This is a genomic window from Vibrio kagoshimensis, from assembly GCF_050337535.1.
Taxonomy (GTDB): Bacteria; Pseudomonadota; Gammaproteobacteria; order Enterobacterales; family Vibrionaceae; genus Vibrio; species Vibrio gallaecicus.
Genome location: NZ_JAKJSZ010000031.1, coordinates 12,541 through 35,124 on the forward strand (window position 1 = coordinate 12,541; position 22,584 = coordinate 35,124).

The following is a 22,584-nucleotide window of genomic DNA, read 5'->3' on the forward strand; positions in this document are numbered from 1 at the left end:
CTAATCGAGGGTTTAATAAGCTCACTTACGTGGTAAGCGAGGCGACACATTGTAGAGGGGAATGCTGGCGAATAAAACCGCAAATTATTAGGCTAAATGGTTTAACGCTCCTATACTGACCAACTCTCTTTATAAATCTAATTACTAGGTACTCAGTACCAGAGAAAGTCTCATGACTCCAGAAGAACAACAACGTACACGCCAAGGAATTTTGCTTGCCATTGGTGCATACACAATGTGGGGAATTGCCCCTATTTATTTCAAATCTTTAAGTGACGTTTCACCGCTAGAGATCATCAGTCACCGCGTAGTGTGGTCATTCTTTTTGCTCGCATTTTTACTGCACCTCGGCCGTCGCTGGCGCAATGTTCGCGACACTCTGACTTCGAAACCAAAAGTTTTGCTTCTTATCGCGACTTCGATATTAATTGGAGCAAATTGGCTTATCTTTATTTGGGCAGTCAATTCAAACCACATGCTCGATGCCAGCTTAGGCTATTACATCAACCCCTTAATTAACGTGTTACTTGGAATGCTATTTCTTGGTGAGCGTTTAAGGAAATTACAGTGGTTTGCCGTTGCTCTTGCTGCCGTTGGTGTACTTATCCAGCTTATTGCTTTTGGGTCAATTCCTATAGTCGCGATTGCGTTAGCTTGTAGTTTCGGTTTTTACGGACTGATGCGTAAGAAACTCAACTTAGAAGCACAGACAGGCTTATTCATTGAAACCTTAATCTTACTGCCGGTTGCTGCGGGCTATTTGCTGTTTATTGCCGACTCGCCAACTTCTCACTTCACTGCAAACCCTATTCAACTGAATCTACTACTAGTGGCGGCGGGCGTTATCACAACTTTACCTTTGCTCTGCTTTACTGGTGCTGCGACTCGCTTAAAGCTTTCAACGTTGGGATTTTTCCAATATATCGGTCCTAGTTTAATGTTCTTATTGGCTGTACTTATCTACGGGGAAGCCTTTAGTATAGATAAAGCCATCACATTCGCCTTTATTTGGGGTGCTTTAGTCGTCTTTAGCTTTGATGGGCTTCGTAATAATAAGAAAAGTAAACAAGCTAAAAGCTAGCTCTGCTGGTTTTTTACAAGACAACTTAGAAAGACAAAGTTAAGCTTGGTTGAATTGATGATAATTTAACCAAGCTTTTGGCATTATGGATAACGTTCACTACTATTCGACTCCAACTAAAGAAATCAGCTTAATTCAGGCTCAATACCAAGAGTTCGCTTTCCAACGCCACTACCACCTAGATTTTCACATAGGTCTGATTACCCAAGGACAACAAAAGTTTATCTATAAAGGCACCAGCCACCATGTTGGCAGCGGGCAAGTCGTCATAATGCCACCCGATGAACTTCATGATGGGCACTCAAAGCTGGATTCAGGTTACGAAGTCCGTGTATTTTCCGTTTCCCCTCAATGGTTTCAAGATCTTGCAGATCCCAACAAAAATGCTCACAACTTAAGCTTTTCAGAGCTGATCCTTTCCGATCAAGCTTCATTTTTACAATTACGCAACTTACACCAGCTATTAATACAGCCAAACATCAGCCAGCTTGCTCAAGACTGCCTCCCCTACGAGGGATTTTCGACAATAGTAGATCGATACGCGCAATTTGGATCAAAAGTAAATGTGCAGCTGGGTAACAAGGATGTCGATTCATTAAAAAGTTATTTACTGGAAAACTTAGATCAACCGGTAAGGCTCAATCACTTATCAGAGTTATGTGACCTGACCACAACTCAATTCCAAAGGCATTTTAAAAACAAAATGGGCATCACTCCCTATGCTTGGTTAAGCCGTTTAAGAATGGAACAAAGCATGCGCTTAATTAAGTCAGGCGTGTGCGGGACAGAAGTCGCATTACAAGTCGGATTTTACGATCAAGCCCATTTCTCTAAAGCATTTAAAACAGTTTTTGGCGTTCCACCATCATTAATTCGTTGAGTGTTGATTATTTACAATTTGCCCCATAGTAAATACGGTAGGCTACGCTCAATACACACAAGAAGCTTATCTTCTAGCTTGAGAGCGACTAATGAACGAAGTCACAATACTAATTACCCTTGCCTCTATTCACTTTATTGCCTTGATGAGCCCTGGCCCTGATTTTGCTCTAGTTGTGCAAAATGCCACTCGTCACGGTCGACAAACTGGGCTATTTATCGCCCTAGGCTTGTCTTTCGGAATTCTACTTCATTCAATATTTAGCCTGACAGGTATCAGTTACCTTGTTCATCAGCAACCGACCGTTTTTGCTCTGCTGCAATTAGCAGGTGGTAGTTATTTACTGTACTTGGGGTATGGGGCATTAAAAGCGACTTGGCATACCATCAACCACCACGATGATGAATCACCAGACACTGAAGACAAAGATCTAATCCTGACAAATAAACGAGAAGCCTTCTCTAAAGGTTTCGCAACCAACATTCTTAATCCAAAAGCTTTAGTTTTCTTTATCAGCCTGATGTCGAGCTTAGTGCCAGCAGATATGTCGACGGCAGGGAAAGGCGCAGCGATGCTTATTTTATGGGGGCTTTCTTTATTTTGGTTCTCTTTATTAGCTTGGATGCTTTCAACTAAAACCTTACAGAAAAAGTTACATGAAGCGACCGTTTATATTGATGGATTATGTGGCGCGGTTTTCACCATAATCGGCATCAGTATTATTTGGCAATCTGCCATGGTCTTCGTGTCTTAAATTCGAATCAAGGTTACATTTTGTTAACAATAAACTAGATCTCTCTCGAATCCACTGCCAATCTAGCTCTGCATATTTAAAGGAGAAGAGCATGCAGTGGAAAACAAAACTTTCAACAATCGCCACCTCTACCCTAATTTTTGCCTCTCACGTCAGTTGGGCAAACCAAGCCGCAGATTCAGTTGCGCCTGAACACAGTAGTGGAATTGAAACCAAACAACTCGTTAAAGCGAAAGACTGGATGGTTACCGCCGCTAACCCCATTGCCACTCAAGCAGGAGCCGATGTTTTAGCTAGAGGCGGCAATGCTGTCGATGCCATGGTTGCAGTTCAACTTATGCTTGGCTTGGTCGAGCCTCAGTCATCAGGTATTGGTGGAGGGGCGTTCCTTGTCTATTGGGATGCCAAAGGTAATCAGCTCAAAACCTATGATGGGCGCGAAACGGCACCATTAGACGCCACTCCACAACTCTTTCAAGATAACAACGGGCAACCATTGAAGTTTTATGATGCCGTTGTGGGCGGTCGCTCTGTTGGCACACCAGGAACGGTCAAACTCTTATGGGATACTCATCAACAATATGGAAAGCTTGATTGGGCGTCTTTAATCGCTCCGATCATAAAAGTGGCTCAAGATGGTTTTACCATTAGCCCTCGCCTAGCCACTCTAATTAATAATGATCAACAGCGTTTAAGCCGCTTCCCAACAACAAAAGCGTATTTTTTTGATGCTAATGGGCAACCAAAAACAGCAGGTACTTTACTTAAAAACCCGGAATACGCAGAGACACTCCAATCTATAGCAAGCCAAGGCGCTAAAGCCTTTTATCAAGGTAATATCGCTAGCGACATTATTGCTACTGTTCAAAATGCTAAAGGTAACCCAGGCGTCTTAGCCCAAAAAGATTTCGATACCTATACCATTAAGCAGCGAACTCCGGTTTGTTCAGCCTACGAAAGTTATCAAGTCTGCGGAATGGGGCCACCTAGTTCAGGTGCTCTTACCGTAGGTCAAATTTTATCAATGACCGAACAATTTGATTTGAAATCATGGGGGCCAGATGATGCAAAATCATGGCAGGTGTTAGCTGATGCTTCTCGTCTAGCCTTTGCAGACCGTGGGATGTACATGGCAGACCAAGATTATGTGCCAGTGCCAACGCAAGGGTTAGTCAGCACTGACTATTTGAAAGAAAGATCTCAATTGATTACGGCTGGCAAAGCATTAGATTCCGTATCAGCAGGTTCACCACCTTGGGATCATGCGATGCTACGCAGCCAAGACATATCTATTGAGCTTCCTTCCACTAGCCATTTCAATATTGTTGATAGCGATGGCAACGTGATATCGATGACAACCACCATTGAAAATGCTTTTGGCTCTCGTTTAATGGTCAGAGGTTTCTTGCTAAATAATGAGTTAACCGATTTTTCATTCAAAACTCATAATGACGGTAAACCTATTGCGAATAGGCTTGAACCTGGGAAGCGACCTCGCTCTTCAATGGCACCCACAATTATCATGCAAGACGATAAACCTTATATGGCAATCGGATCACCAGGTGGAAGCCGCATCATTGGTTACGTTGCTCAAGCGATTATCGCCCACACTCAATGGGATATGGATATTCAAGAAGCCATTAACCACCCTCATTTCTTGAACCGATTTGGCACACTAGATGTAGAGCAAGGAACTCAAGCCGAATTATTTAAACCAAAACTAGAAAAAATGGGCTTTAAGGTGAACGTTCGAGATCTAAATTCAGGTTTGCATGCGATCAGGATCACAAAAGATGGGCTAGAAGGAGCAGCAGACCCAAGACGTGAAGGAGCTGCAATCGGGCAATAGCCGTTAACACTCCCCTTTTTACTCGCTTGCTTGTAAGAGATCTCTCACAAGCAAGTGAGTGAATATCGATATTTCCTTACGAGAAACAGCAACAACCAACAGTAACCATTTGAAATATAAAGATACGTTCATTTAGCAAACGATTTTATCTGTAGAATTATCGCTTTTCTGCATTGCCGATAATTTCGATATGGGTAATATTAAAGGTGTCGGAAGGATGCTGACACGGAACAGGAAAACACCACGGAATTGGTTATCTTCAGGATGAAGATTTGGTTGCTCAGGATGAACAATCAGCAAGGAAAGCGAAAGGACATTGTACGGATACAATAGTAACTAGGATGGTTGCTACTAAGGAAGGCAATGGACACCTCTGGATGAGGAAAGGACTAAAAACATCAGGATGATGTAAAGGACACCGCTCAAGGAACAAGTGAAGCGCGCTAACGAGGACTGTTAGCAGATCAGGATAAGATCAAGGACACCGCTAGGATGGCGACGAAAGGAATACGCTGAAGGATAACAGCACACTATCATGGATTTGATGCATGGAGCACACTTAGTAGCCGGATTGCTGCGAGTAAGACTATAGACCCCGATGAGCGCAAGCTCTCGGGGTTTTTCTTTATCTGCGCACTTTGGTCGACTCACCTTATTTTTTAATAAGCTTAGAGCTATGGGAGCTTATAAAAAAAGAGCAGCCGTTTAGCTACTCTTCCTTAATCTCGATTAACCTTTATTAATTCTACTCGCTTACAACTTCTCTAGCCTTGCATAAGCCGTCACTAACCACTTAATGCCCTCACCATTGAATGCGATTTGAACTCGGCTCTGAGGACCACTTCCTTCAAAGTTAATAATAGTGCCTTCGCCAAATTTAGGATGTTTGACTCTCGACCCTAAACTAAACCCAGTTTCATTGAAATTTTCTTTAACCGCTGTTGGGCTAAAGCGACCACTAGAAGCTGGTCGGCTAATTTGTGCCTTCATGCGCACTTCATCTAAACACGTTTCAGGCAGCTCACGAATGAAACGAGATGGCTTATGGTACTTTTCCTGACCATATAAACGACGCATTTCCGCATAAGTGATGTAGAGCTTTTCCATTGCTCGAGTCATGCCTACATAACATAAGCGACGTTCTTCTTCTAAACGTCCCGCTTCTTCTGCCGACATTTGGCTTGGGAACATACCTTCTTCAACACCTACCATAAATACCATAGGGAATTCCAAGCCCTTCGCACTATGTAATGTCATCAGCTGAACTGCATCATCAAACTCATCGGCCTGCCCTTCACCTGCTTCAAGTGCTGCATGCGTTAAGAAAGCAGTCAGCATGCTCATTTCCTCAGCTTCTTCTGGCTTTTCAAATTGGCGAGTCGCTGTGACTAATTCTTCTAAGTTTTCAATACGAGCCTTAGATTTTTCGCCCTTTTCTTGCTCGTACATCGCAAACAAGCCAGACGATTTAATCACGTGGTCAGTTTGCTCATGCAACCTCAATTCTATGGTGTCATCTTCCAGTGCATTGATAAGCTCAATAAAACGGCTCAAAGCCCCTGCAGCACGACCTGGTAAAACTTGTTCTTCTATCAGAGCAACACTTGCTTGCCACATCGTTGCACCACGATCACGTGCCGCAAGACGAATCGTTTCTAACGTTTTATCACCCAAGCCACGCGTTGGCGTATTAACGACACGCTCGAAGGCAGCATCATTGCTACGATTATTCATCAAGCGTAGGTAGCTCAAGGCATCTCTGATTTCCTGACGCTCGAAGAATCGCATGCCACCGTAGATTCGGTAAGGAAGACCACCTTGGATAAGCGCTTCTTCAAGCACACGAGATTGGGCGTTGTTACGATAAAGCATCGCAGTATCTTCTAGCGCTCCACCTTTCTCCTGCCACTCTTTGATTTTACTGACCGTGAAGCGCGCTTCATCTAATTCGTTATACGCTGAGTACACCGAAATAGGTTCGCCATCATTACCATCAGTCCACAATTCTTTGCCCATACGCTCCGTATTGTTGGCAATAAGCTCATTCGCAGCTTGAAGAATGGTTTTCGTTGAACGGTAATTTTGTTCAAGACGGATAGTTTCTGCACCAATAAATTCATCTAAGAATTTCTGAATATTCTCTATCTTCGCGCCACGCCATCCATAGATAGATTGATCATCATCGCCAACGATCATAACGCGACATTCAGGACCCGCCATCATTCGTAACCAAGCGTATTGAATGTTGTTGGTATCTTGAAATTCATCCACCAAAATATGTTTGAATCGAGCTTGGTAATGCTCTCGGATATGCTTTTTATCACGCAGTAATTCATGAGCGCGTAAAAGAATTTCTGCAAAGTCGACTAATCCCGCGCGATCACACGCCTCTTGATACGCCGAGTAAATCTTCAACCAAGTTTGGGTGACGGGATCATTGTAAGAATCAATATGACTAGGTCGTAAGCCTTCATCTTTCTTCCCATTGATCCACCATGAGCCCTGTTTCGCAGGCCACTGCTTCTCATCTAAATTCTGAGCTTTAATCAAGCGGCGCAATAATCGAATCTGATCATCGGAGTCTATGATCTGGAAGTCTTCTGGCAATTTTGCATCTAAGTAGTGAGCTCGTAAAATTCGATGACAAATACCATGGAATGTACCATTCCACATTCCAGATGAACTGCCCATCATCAACTCATCAATACGACCACGCATTTCTGCCGCCGCTTTATTGGTAAACGTCACTGACATAATCGAAAAAGGAGATGCTTGCTCAACCGTTTGAAGCCAAGCAATGCGGTGTACTAAAACTCGAGTTTTACCACTACCAGCCCCCGCTAGAATAAGTCGATGTTCTAAAGGGGCGGCAACCGCCTCACGTTGTTTGTCGTTCAGGCCATCGAGTAAAAGCGAAGGATCTATCATGAATGGGCTCACTACTGGGTTTTTATACATAAAAGTTGATTATAACCTAAACACCCATCTCCGTTTAGAGTAATAAGCAGAAAAAAACATCAATTAATTATCATTAACAATCAATCATTTGAATAAAAAACCCACCAATTCATTCATAAAAATCATTTTTTAATGAAATTATTTATCCGTTCTTCCTATCCTTTCTAATAAGCTGGTTAACATTTCATTAACTAGCCAACACAAATATAAATAAAGTCCTAGAGGGAATGACTATGAAAAATTCAAATCTTGCTGTAACTGCTGCGATCACAAGCCTACTTGCCTTTGGTGGTACTGTTTTAACTTCTGCACCCGCTGAAGCCGCGGCAAAAGAAAAGTGCTACGGCGTAGCGAAAGCTGGTAAAAATGACTGTGCGACCAAAACAAGCTCATGTGCGGGTACAGCAAAAGAAGACAACCAAAGTGATGCATTTGTTGTGGTACCTAAAGGACTATGTGGGAAGCTTTCAGGCGGTAGTACTCAATCTTCTTAAGTTTGATTCTGTGAGCTCATTCTATATGGGCTCACCAACTCATCGTTTAGTATTTAAGGTCTATGGTAGTTATATTCACTGAAGTTAAAGGAGAGCCACTTTGACACATCCTCTTCACCCAAAAGTTGGCGTAGGGTTAAGAACTCCCCATTTGGATTTTTTTAATCAAAACCCTGAGCAAGTCAGCTGGTTAGAAGTGCACAGTGAAAACTACTTTCAACCAAACTCTCCGCACCTTCATCAGCTTAATACCATCAGGCAACATCATGAAATTAGCTGTCACGGGGTAGGTTTGTCATTAGGCTCAGTAGAAAGAGTCAGTCACCATCACCTTTCTTTATTGAAGCATTTAATTAATGAAATCGAACCTTTTTTGATTTCCGATCATTTAAGCTGGAGCCAATCTGGTGGGCATCACTTTAATGACTTATTACCCCTTCCTTATACAGAAGAAGCTCTTGATGTATTTTGTAGAAACGTCATCGAGGTTCAAGAGTACCTTCAGCGCGCCATCCTAATAGAGAACCCATCGAGCTATCTTAAATTCAATCACTCAACCATCGCTGAGTGGGATTTTTTAGCTGAAGTCCAAAAGCGAACAGAGTGCCGGCTATTACTCGATCTGAACAATGTGCACGTATCTGCTTTTAATCACGGGTTTGATTGCAAAACCTACCTAGAAGGAATACCTGCCAAAGCCGTTGATGAAATTCATTTAGCAGGATTTACGATTAAGCAGTTAGATGAAGGTGAAATTTGGATTGATACTCACAGTAAACCGGTGAGTAAAGAGGTGTGGGATCTTTTTAAAACTTGGACCACGCAACATGGTGAAAGGCATACCCTTATCGAATGGGATTTAGATTTACCAAAGCCAGAAGTACTGCTAGATGAAGCGTTAAAGGCAAGCCAACAGCTTCGCCAAATTAGTCTTAATGATCAATACACACCTGCAGGGAGGAAAGCATCATGAGCGACTCTCTTGCTAAGATTCAACAAGAATTTGCTCGCGCTTTAAAGTATGAGAGCGATGGGGAGCGCTGTGACATTGTGAGTGATCACTTCTCTGATACACAGCGAATTCAAATCTATCGCAATAATTTTGTTATCAGCTTAAGTGAAGTCATGAGTGCTACCTACCCTATGGTTGAAGCACTCGTGGGTGAAGAATGTTTTACTCAATTAGCAAGGCAGTATGTTCTTAGTACCCCACTCCACTCGGCTGATGTAAGTGAATATGGCGAAGGGTTTAATGAGACTATCCAGCTTTTCCCAAGTGTTATCGAAGCCGCACCCTACCTAAGTGAAGTGGCTCGTTTTGAGTGGTGTTGCGACCAAACCTTTCGCTCAGCACAATGCGAATTAACGCTTAAAACTATCCAACCCTTAACTGAGTTAGTTCATGTTGCACCCGAGATACACCATAGTTTAATGCTTCACTTAAAAGATGGAGTAAGTTTATTTGACTCACCATATGCGCTTTATTCTCTCCAACAAGCCATTCTTGATAACAATATAGAGCAACTTAATATTCAGCAAAGTGAAACTGGTGTCATCACTTTAGCAAACACCCAACATACAAATGATGAACAAATTGTGTGTCACTCACTGACAAATGAAGCCTACCAACTCGTCATTGCAATCAACAATGGCAATTCCCTTAGCGAAATAGACCCACACCTTCTACCACATTTAGATTCAATTATTTCGCTTGGTATCGTGGCAGGATTCTCCGTTAGCGCCACTAAGGAGAAAATATATGAATAGTCCGAAGATAATAAACCTAGTCACTCAATATGATTCATTAATCGGCCGCTTACAGGCATTATTTGTCCCGCTGCTTTTACTCTTTTGTAGAGTATGGGTTGCTTGGGTCTTTTTCAATTCAGGGCTAACCAAAATTGCCTCATGGGATAGCACCTTGTATTTATTTGAGCTTGAATATCAGGTGCCTATTATTCCGTGGGAGTTAGCGGCTTACCTAGGCACCGCCGCCGAGCTCATTTTGCCTGTATTTATGGTTCTTGGATTACTAACCAGACCAATGGCAGCCATACTTTTTGTCTTCAATATCATTGCCGTTGTTTCTTACCCAGTATTGTGGGAACAAGGTTTTTATGACCACCAACTATGGGGTCTAATGATCTTAATTGTCGTTGTCTGGGGAGCTGGACCTTTATCTGCTGATAAGCTGATCAAATCTAAAGTTATGAATGAGTAACTCACCATTTCATCTAGCCGTAGCAATATATTTCAGACAAGCTCCATAAAAAAAGCCACTCAGTTGAGTGGCTTTTTTAAAATCTATATTAACTACTTATTTAGGAATGCTTGCAGCTCTTCTGCCGAAATGCCCTGCTCAGCCAATTGCTTTGCTAGCAACTGAACTTTCTCGCCTTTACGGGCTTCAATCACACGCTGAAACTGATACACAATATCTCTCAACGTATCGATTGGCACCTGTTTTGCGGCACTACGAATACGCTCTTCACTTTGGTTACCAAGTTCGGCAAGTAATTTACCAAACATGATTTTCTCAGGAGCATCTTCCATCTGCTCTAAAACACGAGCCATTTCATAAGTTGTTAATGACATTTATTGTAATATCCGTTGTGATTTACACATTTGATCGAACGACAAATATACACCTGTTTCGCCTTTGGTAAAACAGGCATTCACATATTTACCGTCAAACGGACATTATACTTTAGCCAAAGTCGCATGCCATGTTTTGCCCACTTTACTAAGCAGTATGAATAGTGCTGGGACAATGATAAGCATGTGCATGGCAATCATAATTGGTGGCTCAAGGTTCATTCTTTGCATTGTGCCAACTAAGAAGCCAGAACCACTCATTTGGAATAAACCTAGAAGCGCTGCTGCAGTACCCGCTCTGTCACCAAATGGTTCAAGCGCTTTGCCAGCTGCCGCGCCTAAAATCCAAGCGAAGCCAACAGAAGACAAAAAGATAGGTAGCATAAACGCTATGGCTGTTGCTTCATTCGCTAGAACCAACATGAGAATACCTGCAAAACCAAGAGTACTAATACCCACAATTAGCGCTCCATAGGTACCAAACTTATCCATGAATCTAGGTGCCGAGAATGCTGCGATAATATTAATAAGTGCATTAATACCAAACCAGAAAGTAAACTCATTCATACTCATGCCTAGTTGTTCCATCAGAACCACAGGGGCTGAAGTCACGTAAGCCAGTATCACTGCCATAGCCAACATACATAAGCTTGCATGGAAGATAAATGATGGCGTTCTTAATACAGACCAATAACGCTCAAATTTGAACACCGCCACTTTTTCTGTTGCTGGGTTAGTCTCTTTCATTTGGAAGAATAAGATTGAACCGACCACTAAAGCAAAACCAGCCATGAAACTAAAGTTTGAACGCCAGCCAAATTCTTGAGTTAACCAACTTCCCAGAATGGGAGCAAGTGCAGGGATAAAACAGATAGCACCATTCAAGTAGCTAATCATCTTGCCACTTTTCTCTGGACCAAAAATATCGCGAACTGTTGCAAAAGCAGCTACAGAAGTCGCACAAGCTCCTAAGCCTTGCAGCAACCGAGCAATCAGCATCATATCAATTGACTGAGCGGCCCACGCCAAGCAAGCACTCAGTGCATAGATACTGATCCCTCCTAATGCAACAGTTCGACGACCGAGTTTATCTGCCAATGGACCAGCAAAGAGTTGCCCTACGCCCATAGCAAATAAGAACCAAGTAATCGTATCTTGAGCCAATGCATGTTCCACGTGAAACGCCGCTGATATTTGAGGTAACGCTGGCAAGTAAATATCAATAGCTAGAGGGCTAAATAGCACTAGCATTGCAAGCAGAGCGACCTGTAATTTACTGTTAGTCTGAGGCGTAGTGGTTGACACAAGATTCTCCCGAATTCGTTTAAGTCCGGCGAGAATACGCTAGTACTGATATGAATGAAAATGGCATATACTCATTAGTATTATTCCAAAATGGAAATATGCATGAATCTTGAGAAACTGGCTCGTATCGACCTCAATTTATTAGTGTGCTTGCAGGTTCTACTTGAGGAACTTAGTGTTACTAGAACAGCGCATCGTTTATGCCTAAGCCAGTCGGCAGTTAGTAAGTCACTTGCGAAGCTTCGAGAACAATTTAATGATCCTTTATTTACTCGGAGTGCTCATGGGTTACGCCCAACACCGAAAGCCTTATTTCTAAAACCAAAACTAGAGACACTTATCAATCAACTCGAGGTTTTGACTCAACCAGAAACTTTCACTCCATACAATAGCGACCATAGCTTTCACATTGCAGCAGTCGAGAGTGTTTACCCATTAATATTGCCTCACTTCTTACCCGCTATTTTCCGACAAGCACCTAAAGTAAATATTAATACCCATGCTTGGAACGAACAAACGTTCAGAAAATTGCAAATGGGTGAATTGGACATTGGCTTAACCGGTAAAGATATAGACATCAATGATGCAAGGTTAACCATGCTCCCTCCTGACGATATCTGCGAACAAGAAATTTATCGCGATGCTCAAATGTGCGTATTAAGGCGCAACCATCCAGCTCTAGAGCAAAAATGGGATCTGGCAAACTACTTAGCACAAAGACATGTGCAAGTGAGATGTGATGGGAGTGATCGCTGGCTTTTAGATTACAAACTGGCGGATCTTGGTCACCAAAGAGATATTGCCATTTCAGTCCCTGATTTCAACAGCGCTGCTAGCTTGTGTACTTATACTGACTTTGTCTTTACTGCTCCTAGCCACTTTACTGATCTTGTCGCAAAACAATTAGATTTGGTTGTCGTGCCTTTACCTATGGAATTCCCACCAATGGCATATACTTTGTTCTGGCATAGAGACAGAGAAAATGACCCTGCTCTGAGTTGGTTACGAAATATCATCAAAGAAAAAACATTACATCTTAGGTAAAAATAACGCTTAGCATTTGCAGCTTTGGAACAAAAAAGATAGCTTAATGCCCATTACACCGATTCATATTACGCTGTATAGCGAGTCACATAGCGCTATACACCGAAGGTGCTAACAAGGACCTCAACAACAAGGATAAGATACCAATGCACACTATCACTGCTGAACGCGTTAACGCGGTTCGAGTTTGGCTTGAGACCAATCAATACGATGCTTTAATTATTCCTCATGAAGATGAGTATTTAGGGGAATATGTTCCTGCACACAACGAACGCCTTCACTGGCTAACAGGGTTCACGGGCTCAGCCGGTGCTGCAATCATCACTCGTGATACTGCTGCGATGTTTGTTGATGGTCGCTATACGGTTCAAGTTCGTAAACAAGTCCCAGCAGAAGTATTTGAGTATCGTCATCTTATTGAAGAACCCGCTCTCGATTGGGCAGTCCAAACATTGCCAGCAAATAGCAAAGTAGCCTTTGATCCAAGAATGCACACTGCCGCTTGGTTGAAAGCCGCTCAGGCGAAACTCGCAGGAAAACTTGAACTCGCAACTTTAGCGTCAAACCCAATTGATGAGCTTTGGGCTGATCGCCCTGCTCCTATCGTTTCTGATGTACGCTTAATGGCGACAGAATCAGTTGGACAGTCAAGTACAAGTAAGCGTGCAGAAGTAGCAGAGCTATTAGCAGCCAAAGAAGCAGATGCTGCAGTTCTAACGGAACTTGATTCTATTTGTTGGTTATTGAATATTCGTGGCTTAGATGTATCACGTCTTCCTGTTGTTCTTTCTAACGCGATTATCCATGCCGATCAAAGTGTGGACTTCTTCCTAGATCCTGCACGCATTCCAGCAGGATTCGAAGAGCACGTTGGTCAAGGTATTCGAGTTTCTCACCCATCCGAACTTCAAAGCTGCTTAGAAAAGCTAGCAGGTAAACGAGTATCTGTAGATGCAGGTACAAGTAACGCTTGGTATACACTAGTACTTCAAAATGCAGGCGCAGAGATCATTGAAGCTGCAGACCCATGCCTAATGCCAAAAGCCGCAAAAAATGATGTGGAAATTGCAGGTATGAAAGCGTGTCACATTAGAGATGGCGCGGCTATGGTTAAGTTTCTTTCTTGGCTAGATGCTGAGGTTGCTGCAGGTAACCTTCATGATGAAGCGGTACTTTCAGACAAGCTAGAAGCAATTCGCTTCCAAGACCCAACCATAAAAGATTTAAGCTTCGACACTATCTCTGCTGCTGGCGGTAATGCTGCAATGTGCCACTACAACCATGAGAACCAACCTGAACCAGGTAAGCTAGAGCTGAACACGCTTTACCTTGTTGATTCAGGCGGTCAGTATCTAGATGGCACAACAGACATCACTCGTACTATCGCAATTGGTCAACCAACCAAGGAAATGATCAAGCAATTCACTCTGGCTTTGAAAGGTCACATCGGTATTACTCGCGCTCGCTTCCCTCAAGGCACTCGTGGCTACCAACTTGATATTCTTGCTCGTCAGCATCTATGGGCAGAAGGTTTTGATTATGACCATGGAACAGGCCACGGAGTTGGTCACTTCTTAAGTGTTCATGAAGGACCTCAAAGCATCTCGAAAAAGCTTATCGATGTCCCTCTTGTGAAAGGTATGGTTCTTTCAAACGAACCAGGCTACTACCGAGCTGAAGAGTTTGGTATTCGAATTGAAAACTTAGAGCTTGTTGTAGAACTACCTACTAACGGCGACTTCTCTGTCCTTGCTTTTGAATCTTTAACTCGTTGTCCTATCGATAAACGCAATATCAATGTCGATATGCTGACTCGCCCTGAACTTGCATGGTTAAATGAATACCACCAAAAAGTATGGAATGATGTAAGCCCGCTTGTTGAAGGTGATACTTTAGAATGGCTACGCCAATCTACCTCACCAGTTGAGTATTCATAATCTAGTGAATACCAATTTAATATAACAAGCAGCATTACTTAATGCGCTTAGACTTTATTTAATACGCTCAAGCTTTATTAGATTCGATCAGGTTTTAAGTGTTTGAAAGTCTATATTGAACCAGATACAAAAACGGCTACCAATTGGTAGCCGTTTTATTTGGGTAACAATGTTCCACGTGAAACACTACAGGTAACTATCGTTACTAATGACAGATAACTTGTCGCTGAGAATGTATTACTAGTAATACCAAACCACTACGTTTATACAAATTTAGCGACTGAATAATTGATCTCGTTATCCTGAATAACCGCTATGCCAATCTTTCCAAACTGGATCAAAGCCTTTCTGTCTAATCATTGACTCTACCGAAGCAGCACTACGCTCATCACTTATTTCAAACTGCTCAAGCTCGGTATCTTCTAATGCATACCCTCCAGGTTGAGTCTTTGAGGCTGCTGACATGCTGGTGATACCAAGGGGCAATACATTATCTCTAAAGTGAGCAGATTCTCGTGTTGAAAGAGATAGCTCTACTTCAGGATTCAATAAGCGATAAGCACAAATCAACTGAACCAACTGCTTGTCTGACATGACAGACTTAGGCTGTAACCCACCTTCACAAGGTCTCAAACGAGGGAAAGAAATTGAGTATCGAGTTTGCCAATAAGTACGCTCTAAATAGTCTAAATGCGCGGCGACATAAAAACAGTCTGTTCGCCATTCTTCCAAACCAATAAGAGCACCAATGCCAATCTTATCTATACCGGCTTTCGCCAATCGATCTGGTGTATCAAGACGAAAATCAAAGTCAGTCTTATTACCACGTAGATGATGTTCAGCATAAGTACTTGGATGATAAGTTTCCTGATACACCATCACTGCATCCAAGCCTAACGTTTTGAGCTCTGCATATTCATCCTGCTTAAGCGGCTGAACTTCCATCGCTAAATAGTTAAACTGGTTTTTAATCGTTGGTAGGACTTCTCTGAAATACTTCATTCCTACTTTTGTTTCATGTTCACCCGTGACGAGCAGAACACTGTCAAACTTCATCCCTTTAATCGCAGTAATTTCCGCATTAATTTCATCAAGATTAAGCGTGCGACGTTTAATTCGGTTCTCCATTGAAAAACCACAATAGGTACAAGCATTCGCACATAGGTTTGATAGATAAAGCGGAATATACAGTGACATTGTATTTCCAAATCGTTGACGCGTAAGTGCCAAAGACTGTTGTGCCATCTGCTCTAAGTAAGGTTCCGCTGCTGGAGAAATCAGAGCTTTAAAGTCTTCAAGACTTCGCTTTGGAGAAGCGAGCGCGCGTTCAACATCCTTTGCTGTTTTACTATAAATTGAAAGCCCAATATCATCCCAATTCAGCTTTTTAAACTGATCAACAAAACTCATGTTGGTCCTTACTCATTCAAAAATGAGGTCAGTGGGCTTGATGCTACAGCATGAGAAACTTGACCCGCTAAGCCAGATTGATATGCCATTCGTCCAGCTTCGACTGCTAACTTAAAAGCAATAGCCATTTCCACGGGGTGATTCGAAGAAGCAATAGCAGTGTTAACCAAAACGGCATCCGCCCCCATTTCCATCGCTTTCGCAGCATGTGAAGGCGCACCGATACCAGCATCAACAATGACTGGTACGTTTGCTTGATCAATAATAATTTCGATGAAATCTGAAGACACAACACCTTTGTTTGAACCAATAGGTGCGCCAAGAGGCATCACTGCTGCGCAGCCTACTTCCTCTAAACGTTTACATAGAACAGGGTCTGCATGGCAATATGGCAAAACGACAAAACCATCTTTAACCAATTGTTCAGCCGCAGCTAATGTTTCAATAGGGTCTGGTAGTAGATATTTTGGATCTGGGTGAATCTCTAATTTAAGCCAATTAGTACCTAAAGCTTCACGAGCTAGATGCGCAGCAAAAATTGCGTCCTTCGCATTTTTAGCACCTGATGTATTGGGAAGAAGGTTTACTCCAGCATCCATAATCGGGCGTAAGATATCATCATCTTGGGAGTGAATATCTACTCTCTTGAGTGCCATTGTTGCTAACTGAGACCCTGATGCTTTGATCGCTTCAGCCATTATTTGGTTATTCGAAAACTTTCCCGTACCTGTAAAAAGACGAGATTCAAAAACTTTATCCGCTATAGTTAACATGTTTATCCGCCTGCAATCGCTTGAAAAAGAGAAATTGAATCGCCGTCATTCATGACCGTTTGTTGCCATTGGTTACGTGGAATAACGGTATTATTTATTGCAAAGACACAGCCAAAATCAGGAAGAGATAAAGCTTTAATAATGTCAGCAAGTGACGAATGGCTTTCTACCGTTTCGAATTTTTCGTTTATTTTAATTGTTATTTGATTCACTCAATAACCTCACTTTCTTGCTCAGATAAGCTTTTTTGTTCATTGCATACTGGGCAACTTACATCTTTCTGCATAGACAAGTTCTGCCAATTCATCGTTTTGCCATCAAACAGCTTAAGTTCATGACTAGGGACAATGAACTCGCCCATCGCTAACTTCTGTATCGCGGCAAGCGCTTGGAGGTTGCCCATAGTTCCTACTACTGGCCCTACAATTCCAGAATCTGAACAGCGCTGCCCTTCCACATTTTCATCAAATGGAAATAAGCAACGGTAGCAACCTGAGTTTCTTGAATGCTCAAAATCGAACACAACAAACTGCCCATTCCAACCTATCGCTGAGGCAGAAATCAGTGGTGTTTGATTTCGAAAGCAAGCGCGATTGATTTGCTGTCTTGAAGGAAAATTATCAGTGCAGTCAAGAACTGCATCGGCAAGCATGACTTCTAAGGATAATTGCTGATAATCAGCCTTCTTAGTCAACACCCTAACTGTACAGTCAGAGTTAAGCTTTTGGATGCGATTAGCCAACGCCTGTGTTTTCGTTTGACCAATATCGTCATCCTGAAAAGCAACTTGTCGCTGTAAGTTAGATGATTCAATTACGTCGTCATCAATCAAAACCAGCTTTCCAATACCTGAAGCTGCAAGATAAAGCGCCGCAGCGTTACCTAACCCACCACATCCAATCACAAGAACATGACTCTTCAGCAGTTTTTCTTGCCCACTCTCACCAAATTCAGCTAAGGATACTTGCCTTTGATAACGAGTGAATTGCTCATCACTCAGCATGACTGATCTCCAAAGGTTGATGAACAAAAGTTGGTTTCTGGATTTCTTGGCGAGGGTTTTTATTGATCAAATCATCAAAAAAATTGACAACGTCTTTTGGAGAATCAGCCAATGTTATCGCTCGAACCACAGCTAAACTAGATACACCACAATCCCAAACTTCAGGTGCTGTATGTTGATCTATACCGCCAATGGCGACGGTCGGGTAACCTAGTGTGGTTTGTGAGTAAGGGATCGTATCAATCAATTGTTGATATAAACCTAAACGAACGAGACCTTGTGGCTTCGAGGGCATTTGCTTTGTTGTTGTTGGAAAGATATGACCAAGGGCAATATAGCTTGGGTTGATTTGTATAATCCGAAGTAACTCATAATAACCATGAGTAGAAAGACCTAGTCTAATTCCAGCCTCACTCAGCTGTAATAAGTTTGACTCTTCAATATCTTCCTGCCCTAAATGCACTCCGAATGCTTGGTGTTTAAGTGCCAGCTTCCAGTAGTCATTAATAAAGACTTGAGCCTGATACTTTTGACCTAGACAGATCGCTTGCTTAACTTGTTCTTCAAGATCGGCTTGATTCGGATTTTTTATTCTGAGCTGAATAGTTTTAACACCTAACTTCAACAACGTTTCAATCCAACCAACGTCATCTACTACGGGGTATAGCCCTAGGCTAGATTTAATCAGGCTTGGGAAAGTCAGCGGATTGTTCGAGTGCACCCAACCAACATGTATTCCTAGCCTCTTATCTTCAAGAATAGGAACTGGGAATACGTCGAAACTATTTGGCCATGTTTCACGTGGAACATTAGAAGCTGCGTTAGCAATGACCAAAGCATCTTCAATGGGGAAATCTAAAGCGAGTAAAGTAACAAACCAAGATATATGTCTATAGGTATCTACGTCATTCAGTTTACTAGATGTTTGAATAGCTCGATTACCATCAAGAGTCGACCATATATCCAGTCTTCTATCCGTATCTTTCAAGCCAACAAAAATACTTTGCTCACTTGAACTTAGACGCTCTAATAACACATCAAAGGGGATTGTTTGATTGTACTCGAGGACAAAATCTTCTACGGAGCGATTAAGCTCAAATCCACTGCCATTGAATCCAATGTTAGTGGTGCTATCGTCTTCAACTAAAGAGAAATACGGAGTTGGATTTACACCCAACTCGACATGATTAATTGCAAAGCCTTGTAGCTTCGCAATTAATAAACAGTGTTGTATTTCTCCCGTTAGCTCAACAATTTGAGTAGGGATTAATATTTTCACTGTGATTAGTCCTCTAACTGAGCCTCTTTGTCGGAAACTGCGAGATGGTATAGCTCAGACCCTGTCTCTCTAAACTCCTGAGATTTCTTACGCATACCTTCTAATGGGTTATCCAGCATTTTGATTTCAATCGCTTGATCAGCCGCTACTTGCTTTGAATCTTTTGCATACTCACGGACTTCTTGAGATATCTTCATTGAGCAGAACTTAGGACCGCACATAGAGCAAAAGTGTGCAACTTTACCAGACTCTTGAGGTAAGGTTTCATCATGGAATGCTCTTGCCGTATCAGGGTCTAGACCTAAGTTAAACTGGTCTTCCCAGCGAAATTCAAAGCGAGCTTTTGATAATGCATTATCACGAATTTGAGCACCTGGGTGACCTTTTGCTAAATCTGCAGCATGTGCGGCAAGCTTATATGTAATCAAACCTGTCTTCACATCTTCTTTATTTGGTAGCCCTAAGTGCTCTTTCGGTGTTACATAGCAAAGCATCGCACAGCCGTACCAACCAATCATTGCTGCACCAATACCAGAGGTAATATGATCGTAGCCTGGGGCAATATCAGTAGTAAGTGGACCTAGTGTATAGAATGGAGCTTCATGACAATGCTCTAACTGCTCATCCATATTCTCTTTAATAAGATGCATTGGAACATGACCAGGACCTTCAATGATCACTTGAACATCATACTCCCAAGCCACCTTAGTTAACTCACCTAGAGTACGCAACTCTGAGAATTGAGCCTCATCATTAGCATCTGCAATAGAGCCTGGGCGTAAACCATCACCTAATGACAGAGCAACATCGTACTTTGCACATATTTCACAGATTTCACGGAAATGGGTATAAAGGAAGCTTTCTTGGTGGTGAGCAAGACACCATTTCGCAATAATAGAACCGCCACGAGAGACAATACCTGTCACACGCTTAGCAGTCATTGGAACATAGCGCAGTAATAAGCCAGCGTGAATAGTAAAGTAGTCAACACCCTGCTCTGCTTGTTCAATCAGCGTATCACGCATGACTTCCCAATTAAGATCTTCAGCAACGCCATTAACTTTTTCAAGGGCCTGGTACATTGGAACGGTACCAATCGGCACAGGGCTGTTACGTAGTATCCATTCTCGAGTTTCGTGAATATTACGTCCAGTAGACAGATCCATCACAGTGTCGCCGCCCCAACGAGTTGACCATACTAACTTCTCAACTTCCTCTTCAATTGAGGAGCTCACTGAAGAGTTACCAATATTAGCATTCACTTTCACTAAGAAGTTTCTACCAATGATCATTGGCTCTGATTCAGGGTGGTTAATATTTGAAGGGATAATAGCTCGTCCTTCAGCAACTTCTTTTCGAACAAACTCAGGGGTAATTTCTTTAGGTAGATTGGCACCAAAACTGTGTCCAGGATGTTGATGGTTTAGCTGTTCATCTGCAAACTTTTGACGCCCCATATTCTCACGAATGGCAATGTATTCCATTTCAGGAGTAATGATACCTTGTCGAGCATAGTGCAACTGTGTAACACAACCACCCTTAGTAGCACGTCTAATGCGTGGTAGATTTCCATAACGTAGGTCATCGAGAGTCTCATCTTCTAACCTCTCCTTCGTATATACAGAACTTACGTCATCAAGTAATTCAGTATCGCTTCTTTCCTCAATCCAATTCTCTCTTAGCTTAGGAAGACCGCTGTAAAGGTCAATATCATGACTTGGATCGGTGTAAAAGCCTGAGGTGTCATAAACTTGAATAGGCTCATTAGGCTCAAATATAGGGGCATCTTTAGTACCTCCGACTAAGCTGTCAGCCAAAGATATTTCACGAACAGGTACTTGGATATCTGGGCGTGAACCTTCAATATAAGTTTTATTAGAGTTTGGGTAGGGTTGTACTGAAAGTGAATCAATAAATTGCTTCGCTTCCAATCTTGATTGTTTACGGCTCGACATAGCATTCTTCCTTGTTTGTTTTTTAAAACAAATATTTATTTTGGATAAAAATGCTTGGCGGATTAGATGCTACAAGAGGGATCACGCGCCTATAATTCAGCTGTGATCTGAGGATAGATTGACTAGAAACTAGTTAGATATCTACTCTTGTTCCCTTCGCAGGTATTAGCCTGATCAGGTTCAACGGATCCCGTATTAACGGTCTCAGCCATATGGCACTCCGACAAGTGATATCGAGTATATAAAATCAACTTAGATAAACCAAGCGACCTGTTAGATTTGTTGTAACTAAAGTTAATATTTAATTAAAAGCTGGAAGCCAATCCATGCTGCGGAGATACTTAATACGACATTAAGTAAAACATTCAGACCCATCTTAAAAAAAGCGCCCTGCTGCATCAGTAATACATTATCCATAGAGAAGGTTGAAAAGGTAGTTAATGCACCAAGGAAACCTAAACCGATAATCTGTCGCCACGGTTCTGTAGCAAGTAGCTCATTTTCAAATGCAGCGATTAATAACCCCATGATAAACGAGCCAATAACATTAACCGTTAAAGTTCCGTATGGAAAACCTCGCCCAAATAATGCGACGCAAAGTTCTGATATTAGATAGCGTGAGCATGCACCAAATGCACCACCCACAGCAATAAAGCCTAAAATTGATAATTGTCCCATAGCTCCCCCATTAAATTACTTGCTACATTCTAGCTTTTAGCTAGATAAAATCGAGTAAACAACATAAGATTATTCAGATAATTTAAAAAGTTACAGCTGTCACGTTAATCGTAGTTTCAGTAATAAGTAAGTTTCTTGATCAAGGAGTTAGATGCAGCTGGCGAGTAAAAGGGAATGGATGAGTATTAAGATAGGAATCAACTATTTTCTTCCATATAGAAAAAGCCCATACTTTTCAGTATGAGCTTTTTAATATGGCAGGGGTGGAGAGATTCGAACTCCCAACACGCGGATTTGGAATCCGCTGCTCTGCCAATTGGAGCTACACCCCTAAAATTTTTCTAACATAAGTTAGATTCGAAAAAAGCCTTGCATGTAGCAAGGCTTTTCCTAAATAGTGGCGGAGTGGACGGGACTCGAACCCGCGACCCCCGGCGTGACAGGCCGGTATTCTAACCAACTGAACTACCACTCCGCAGTGGTCAACTCACTAAGTGAGCGTCCATATCTCCAGGTTGGTCAACCTAAAGATTATAATTTAAAGCCTGGCGATGTCCTACTCTCACATGGGGAAGCCCCACACTACCAT

20 protein-coding genes, 2 tRNA genes and 1 riboswitch are annotated in these 22,584 nt (G+C 42.2%); of the genes, 10 read left to right on the top strand and 12 right to left on the bottom strand.

The features are described 5' to 3' along the window. The first annotated feature begins 172 nt into the window (after nucleotides 1-172). From rarD to ggt, 4 genes are all read left to right on the top strand, one after another. A complete protein-coding gene (rarD, locus tag L4C37_RS21085) occupies nucleotides 173-1,081 on the top strand; it encodes an EamA family transporter RarD (RefSeq protein WP_429769854.1) in 909 nt (302 codons plus the stop codon). 85 nt (nucleotides 1,082-1,166) lie between these two features. Continuing rightward, nucleotides 1,167-1,961 carry a helix-turn-helix domain-containing protein gene (locus tag L4C37_RS21090; RefSeq protein ID WP_137375523.1) on the top strand — a complete coding sequence of 265 codons (795 nt, stop codon included), beginning with the start codon at nucleotides 1,167-1,169 and terminating at the stop codon, nucleotides 1,959-1,961. Between the two features lie 91 nt (nucleotides 1,962-2,052). Continuing rightward, on the top strand, nucleotides 2,053-2,715 hold the full coding sequence (locus L4C37_RS21095; protein WP_429769856.1) for a LysE family translocator: 663 nt from the start codon (nucleotides 2,053-2,055) through the stop codon (nucleotides 2,713-2,715). Nucleotides 2,716-2,806: 91 nt separating this feature from the next. After that, complete coding sequence (ggt, locus tag L4C37_RS21100) at nucleotides 2,807-4,564, top strand: gamma-glutamyltransferase (RefSeq protein ID WP_429769858.1); 1,758 nt, start codon at nucleotides 2,807-2,809, stop codon at nucleotides 4,562-4,564. A gap of 753 nt (nucleotides 4,565-5,317) precedes the next feature. On the opposite strand, the gene uvrD is transcribed toward ggt, so the two are convergent. Further along, the gene (gene uvrD, locus L4C37_RS21105) at nucleotides 5,318-7,492 is read right to left on the bottom strand and encodes a DNA helicase II (protein ID WP_273297146.1); all 2,175 of its coding nucleotides are present in this window, start codon (nucleotides 7,490-7,492) and stop codon (nucleotides 5,318-5,320) included. A 263-nt stretch (nucleotides 7,493-7,755) separates the two neighbouring features. On the opposite strand from uvrD, the gene L4C37_RS21110 reads away from it, so the two are divergent. The 4 genes from L4C37_RS21110 to L4C37_RS21125 all read left to right on the top strand — a co-directional run bounded on the left by L4C37_RS21110 (nucleotide 7,756) and on the right by L4C37_RS21125 (nucleotide 10,237). Then, entirely contained in the window at nucleotides 7,756-8,016 is a 261-nt protein-coding gene (locus L4C37_RS21110) for a BufA1 family periplasmic bufferin-type metallophore (RefSeq protein WP_137375527.1), read from the top strand. 100 nt (nucleotides 8,017-8,116) lie between these two features. Next, on the top strand, nucleotides 8,117-8,989 hold the full coding sequence (gene bufB, locus L4C37_RS21115) for an MNIO family bufferin maturase (protein ID WP_429769861.1): 873 nt from the start codon (nucleotides 8,117-8,119) through the stop codon (nucleotides 8,987-8,989). Then, nucleotides 8,986-9,783 carry an HvfC/BufC N-terminal domain-containing protein gene (locus tag L4C37_RS21120; RefSeq protein ID WP_429769863.1) on the top strand — a complete coding sequence of 266 codons (798 nt, stop codon included), beginning with the start codon at nucleotides 8,986-8,988 and terminating at the stop codon, nucleotides 9,781-9,783. The genes bufB and L4C37_RS21120 overlap by 4 nt, the downstream gene beginning before the upstream one ends. After that, the gene (locus tag L4C37_RS21125; RefSeq protein ID WP_429769865.1) at nucleotides 9,776-10,237 is read left to right on the top strand and encodes a DoxX family protein; all 462 of its coding nucleotides are present in this window, start codon (nucleotides 9,776-9,778) and stop codon (nucleotides 10,235-10,237) included. The genes L4C37_RS21120 and L4C37_RS21125 overlap by 8 nt, the downstream gene beginning before the upstream one ends. 92 nt (nucleotides 10,238-10,329) lie before the next feature. Here the strand turns inward: L4C37_RS21125 and tsrA are convergent, their stop codons facing one another. Together tsrA and L4C37_RS21135 are read right to left on the bottom strand one after the other, a co-directional pair. Further along, nucleotides 10,330-10,611 (bottom strand): H-NS-like global regulator TsrA, encoded by a 282-nt coding sequence (gene tsrA, locus L4C37_RS21130; RefSeq protein WP_137375531.1) that lies wholly within the window; start codon nucleotides 10,609-10,611, stop codon nucleotides 10,330-10,332. 105 nt (nucleotides 10,612-10,716) lie between these two features. Continuing rightward, the gene (locus tag L4C37_RS21135) at nucleotides 10,717-11,862 is read right to left on the bottom strand and encodes a multidrug effflux MFS transporter (protein WP_429769877.1); all 1,146 of its coding nucleotides are present in this window, start codon (nucleotides 11,860-11,862) and stop codon (nucleotides 10,717-10,719) included. 156 nt (nucleotides 11,863-12,018) lie between these two features. Between L4C37_RS21135 and L4C37_RS21140 the strand changes: the two genes are divergently transcribed. Further along, nucleotides 12,019-12,960 (top strand): LysR family transcriptional regulator, encoded by a 942-nt coding sequence (locus tag L4C37_RS21140; RefSeq protein WP_137375532.1) that lies wholly within the window; start codon nucleotides 12,019-12,021, stop codon nucleotides 12,958-12,960. 146 nt (nucleotides 12,961-13,106) lie between these two features. Continuing rightward, nucleotides 13,107-14,897 (top strand): aminopeptidase P family protein, encoded by a 1,791-nt coding sequence (locus tag L4C37_RS21145; protein ID WP_429769868.1) that lies wholly within the window; start codon nucleotides 13,107-13,109, stop codon nucleotides 14,895-14,897. A 297-nt stretch (nucleotides 14,898-15,194) separates the two neighbouring features. Here the strand turns inward: L4C37_RS21145 and thiH are convergent, their stop codons facing one another. The 9 genes from thiH to L4C37_RS21190 all read right to left on the bottom strand — a co-directional run bounded on the left by thiH (nucleotide 15,195) and on the right by L4C37_RS21190 (nucleotide 22,470). Then, a complete protein-coding gene (gene thiH, locus L4C37_RS21150; protein WP_273295930.1) occupies nucleotides 15,195-16,307 on the bottom strand; it encodes a 2-iminoacetate synthase ThiH in 1,113 nt (370 codons plus the stop codon). 8 nt (nucleotides 16,308-16,315) lie between these two features. Beyond that, on the bottom strand, nucleotides 16,316-17,080 hold the full coding sequence (locus tag L4C37_RS21155) for a thiazole synthase (protein WP_372265934.1): 765 nt from the start codon (nucleotides 17,078-17,080) through the stop codon (nucleotides 16,316-16,318). 2 nt (nucleotides 17,081-17,082) lie between these two features. Beyond that, on the bottom strand, nucleotides 17,083-17,292 hold the full coding sequence (gene thiS / locus L4C37_RS21160; RefSeq protein ID WP_137375536.1) for a sulfur carrier protein ThiS: 210 nt from the start codon (nucleotides 17,290-17,292) through the stop codon (nucleotides 17,083-17,085). Further along, nucleotides 17,289-18,083 carry a HesA/MoeB/ThiF family protein gene (locus tag L4C37_RS21165; RefSeq protein ID WP_429769871.1) on the bottom strand — a complete coding sequence of 265 codons (795 nt, stop codon included), beginning with the start codon at nucleotides 18,081-18,083 and terminating at the stop codon, nucleotides 17,289-17,291. The genes thiS and L4C37_RS21165 overlap by 4 nt, the downstream gene beginning before the upstream one ends. Next, a complete protein-coding gene (locus L4C37_RS21170; RefSeq protein ID WP_429769879.1) occupies nucleotides 18,073-19,368 on the bottom strand; it encodes a thiamine phosphate synthase in 1,296 nt (431 codons plus the stop codon). The genes L4C37_RS21165 and L4C37_RS21170 overlap by 11 nt, the downstream gene beginning before the upstream one ends. Next, complete coding sequence (gene thiC / locus L4C37_RS21175; protein WP_429769873.1) at nucleotides 19,368-21,317, bottom strand: phosphomethylpyrimidine synthase ThiC; 1,950 nt, start codon at nucleotides 21,315-21,317, stop codon at nucleotides 19,368-19,370. Before thiC ends, L4C37_RS21170 begins: the two co-directional genes overlap by 1 nt. Before the next feature lie 134 nt (nucleotides 21,318-21,451). Further along, nucleotides 21,452-21,550, bottom strand: a riboswitch (TPP riboswitch). A 61-nt stretch (nucleotides 21,551-21,611) separates the two neighbouring features. Continuing rightward, nucleotides 21,612-21,995, bottom strand: a complete 384-nt coding sequence (gene crcB, locus L4C37_RS21180) for a fluoride efflux transporter CrcB (protein ID WP_429769875.1) — start codon at nucleotides 21,993-21,995, stop codon at nucleotides 21,612-21,614. A 255-nt stretch (nucleotides 21,996-22,250) separates the two neighbouring features. Further along, nucleotides 22,251-22,327 (bottom strand) — tRNA-Trp (locus tag L4C37_RS21185). 66 nt (nucleotides 22,328-22,393) lie between these two features. Continuing rightward, nucleotides 22,394-22,470 (bottom strand) — tRNA-Asp (locus L4C37_RS21190). Between the last annotated feature and the right edge of the window lie 114 nt (nucleotides 22,471-22,584).

Bases quoted from the DNA above. Each gene is read 5' to 3' on its own strand.
- rarD (WP_429769854.1), top strand. From the start codon at position 173: ATGACTCCAGAAGAACAACAACGTACACGCCAAGGAATTTTGCTTGCC.
- L4C37_RS21090 (WP_137375523.1), top strand. From the start codon at position 1,167: ATGGATAACGTTCACTACTATTCGACTCCAACTAAAGAAATCAGCTTA.
- L4C37_RS21095 (WP_429769856.1), top strand. From the start codon at position 2,053: ATGAACGAAGTCACAATACTAATTACCCTTGCCTCTATTCACTTTATT.
- ggt (WP_429769858.1), top strand. From the start codon at position 2,807: ATGCAGTGGAAAACAAAACTTTCAACAATCGCCACCTCTACCCTAATT.
- uvrD (WP_273297146.1), bottom strand. From the start codon at position 7,492: ATGATAGATCCTTCGCTTTTACTCGATGGCCTGAACGACAAACAACGT.
- L4C37_RS21110 (WP_137375527.1), top strand. From the start codon at position 7,756: ATGAAAAATTCAAATCTTGCTGTAACTGCTGCGATCACAAGCCTACTT.
- L4C37_RS21120 (WP_429769863.1), top strand. From the start codon at position 8,986: ATGAGCGACTCTCTTGCTAAGATTCAACAAGAATTTGCTCGCGCTTTA.
- L4C37_RS21125 (WP_429769865.1), top strand. From the start codon at position 9,776: ATGAATAGTCCGAAGATAATAAACCTAGTCACTCAATATGATTCATTA.
- tsrA (WP_137375531.1), bottom strand. From the start codon at position 10,611: ATGTCATTAACAACTTATGAAATGGCTCGTGTTTTAGAGCAGATGGAA.
- L4C37_RS21135 (WP_429769877.1), bottom strand. From the start codon at position 11,862: ATGCTAGTGCTATTTAGCCCTCTAGCTATTGATATTTACTTGCCAGCG.
- L4C37_RS21140 (WP_137375532.1), top strand. From the start codon at position 12,019: ATGAATCTTGAGAAACTGGCTCGTATCGACCTCAATTTATTAGTGTGC.
- L4C37_RS21145 (WP_429769868.1), top strand. From the start codon at position 13,107: ATGCACACTATCACTGCTGAACGCGTTAACGCGGTTCGAGTTTGGCTT.
- thiH (WP_273295930.1), bottom strand. From the start codon at position 16,307: ATGAGTTTTGTTGATCAGTTTAAAAAGCTGAATTGGGATGATATTGGG.
- L4C37_RS21155 (WP_372265934.1), bottom strand. From the start codon at position 17,080: ATGTTAACTATAGCGGATAAAGTTTTTGAATCTCGTCTTTTTACAGGT.
- L4C37_RS21165 (WP_429769871.1), bottom strand. From the start codon at position 18,083: ATGCTGAGTGATGAGCAATTCACTCGTTATCAAAGGCAAGTATCCTTA.
- thiC (WP_429769873.1), bottom strand. From the start codon at position 21,317: ATGTCGAGCCGTAAACAATCAAGATTGGAAGCGAAGCAATTTATTGAT.
- crcB (WP_429769875.1), bottom strand. From the start codon at position 21,995: ATGGGACAATTATCAATTTTAGGCTTTATTGCTGTGGGTGGTGCATTT.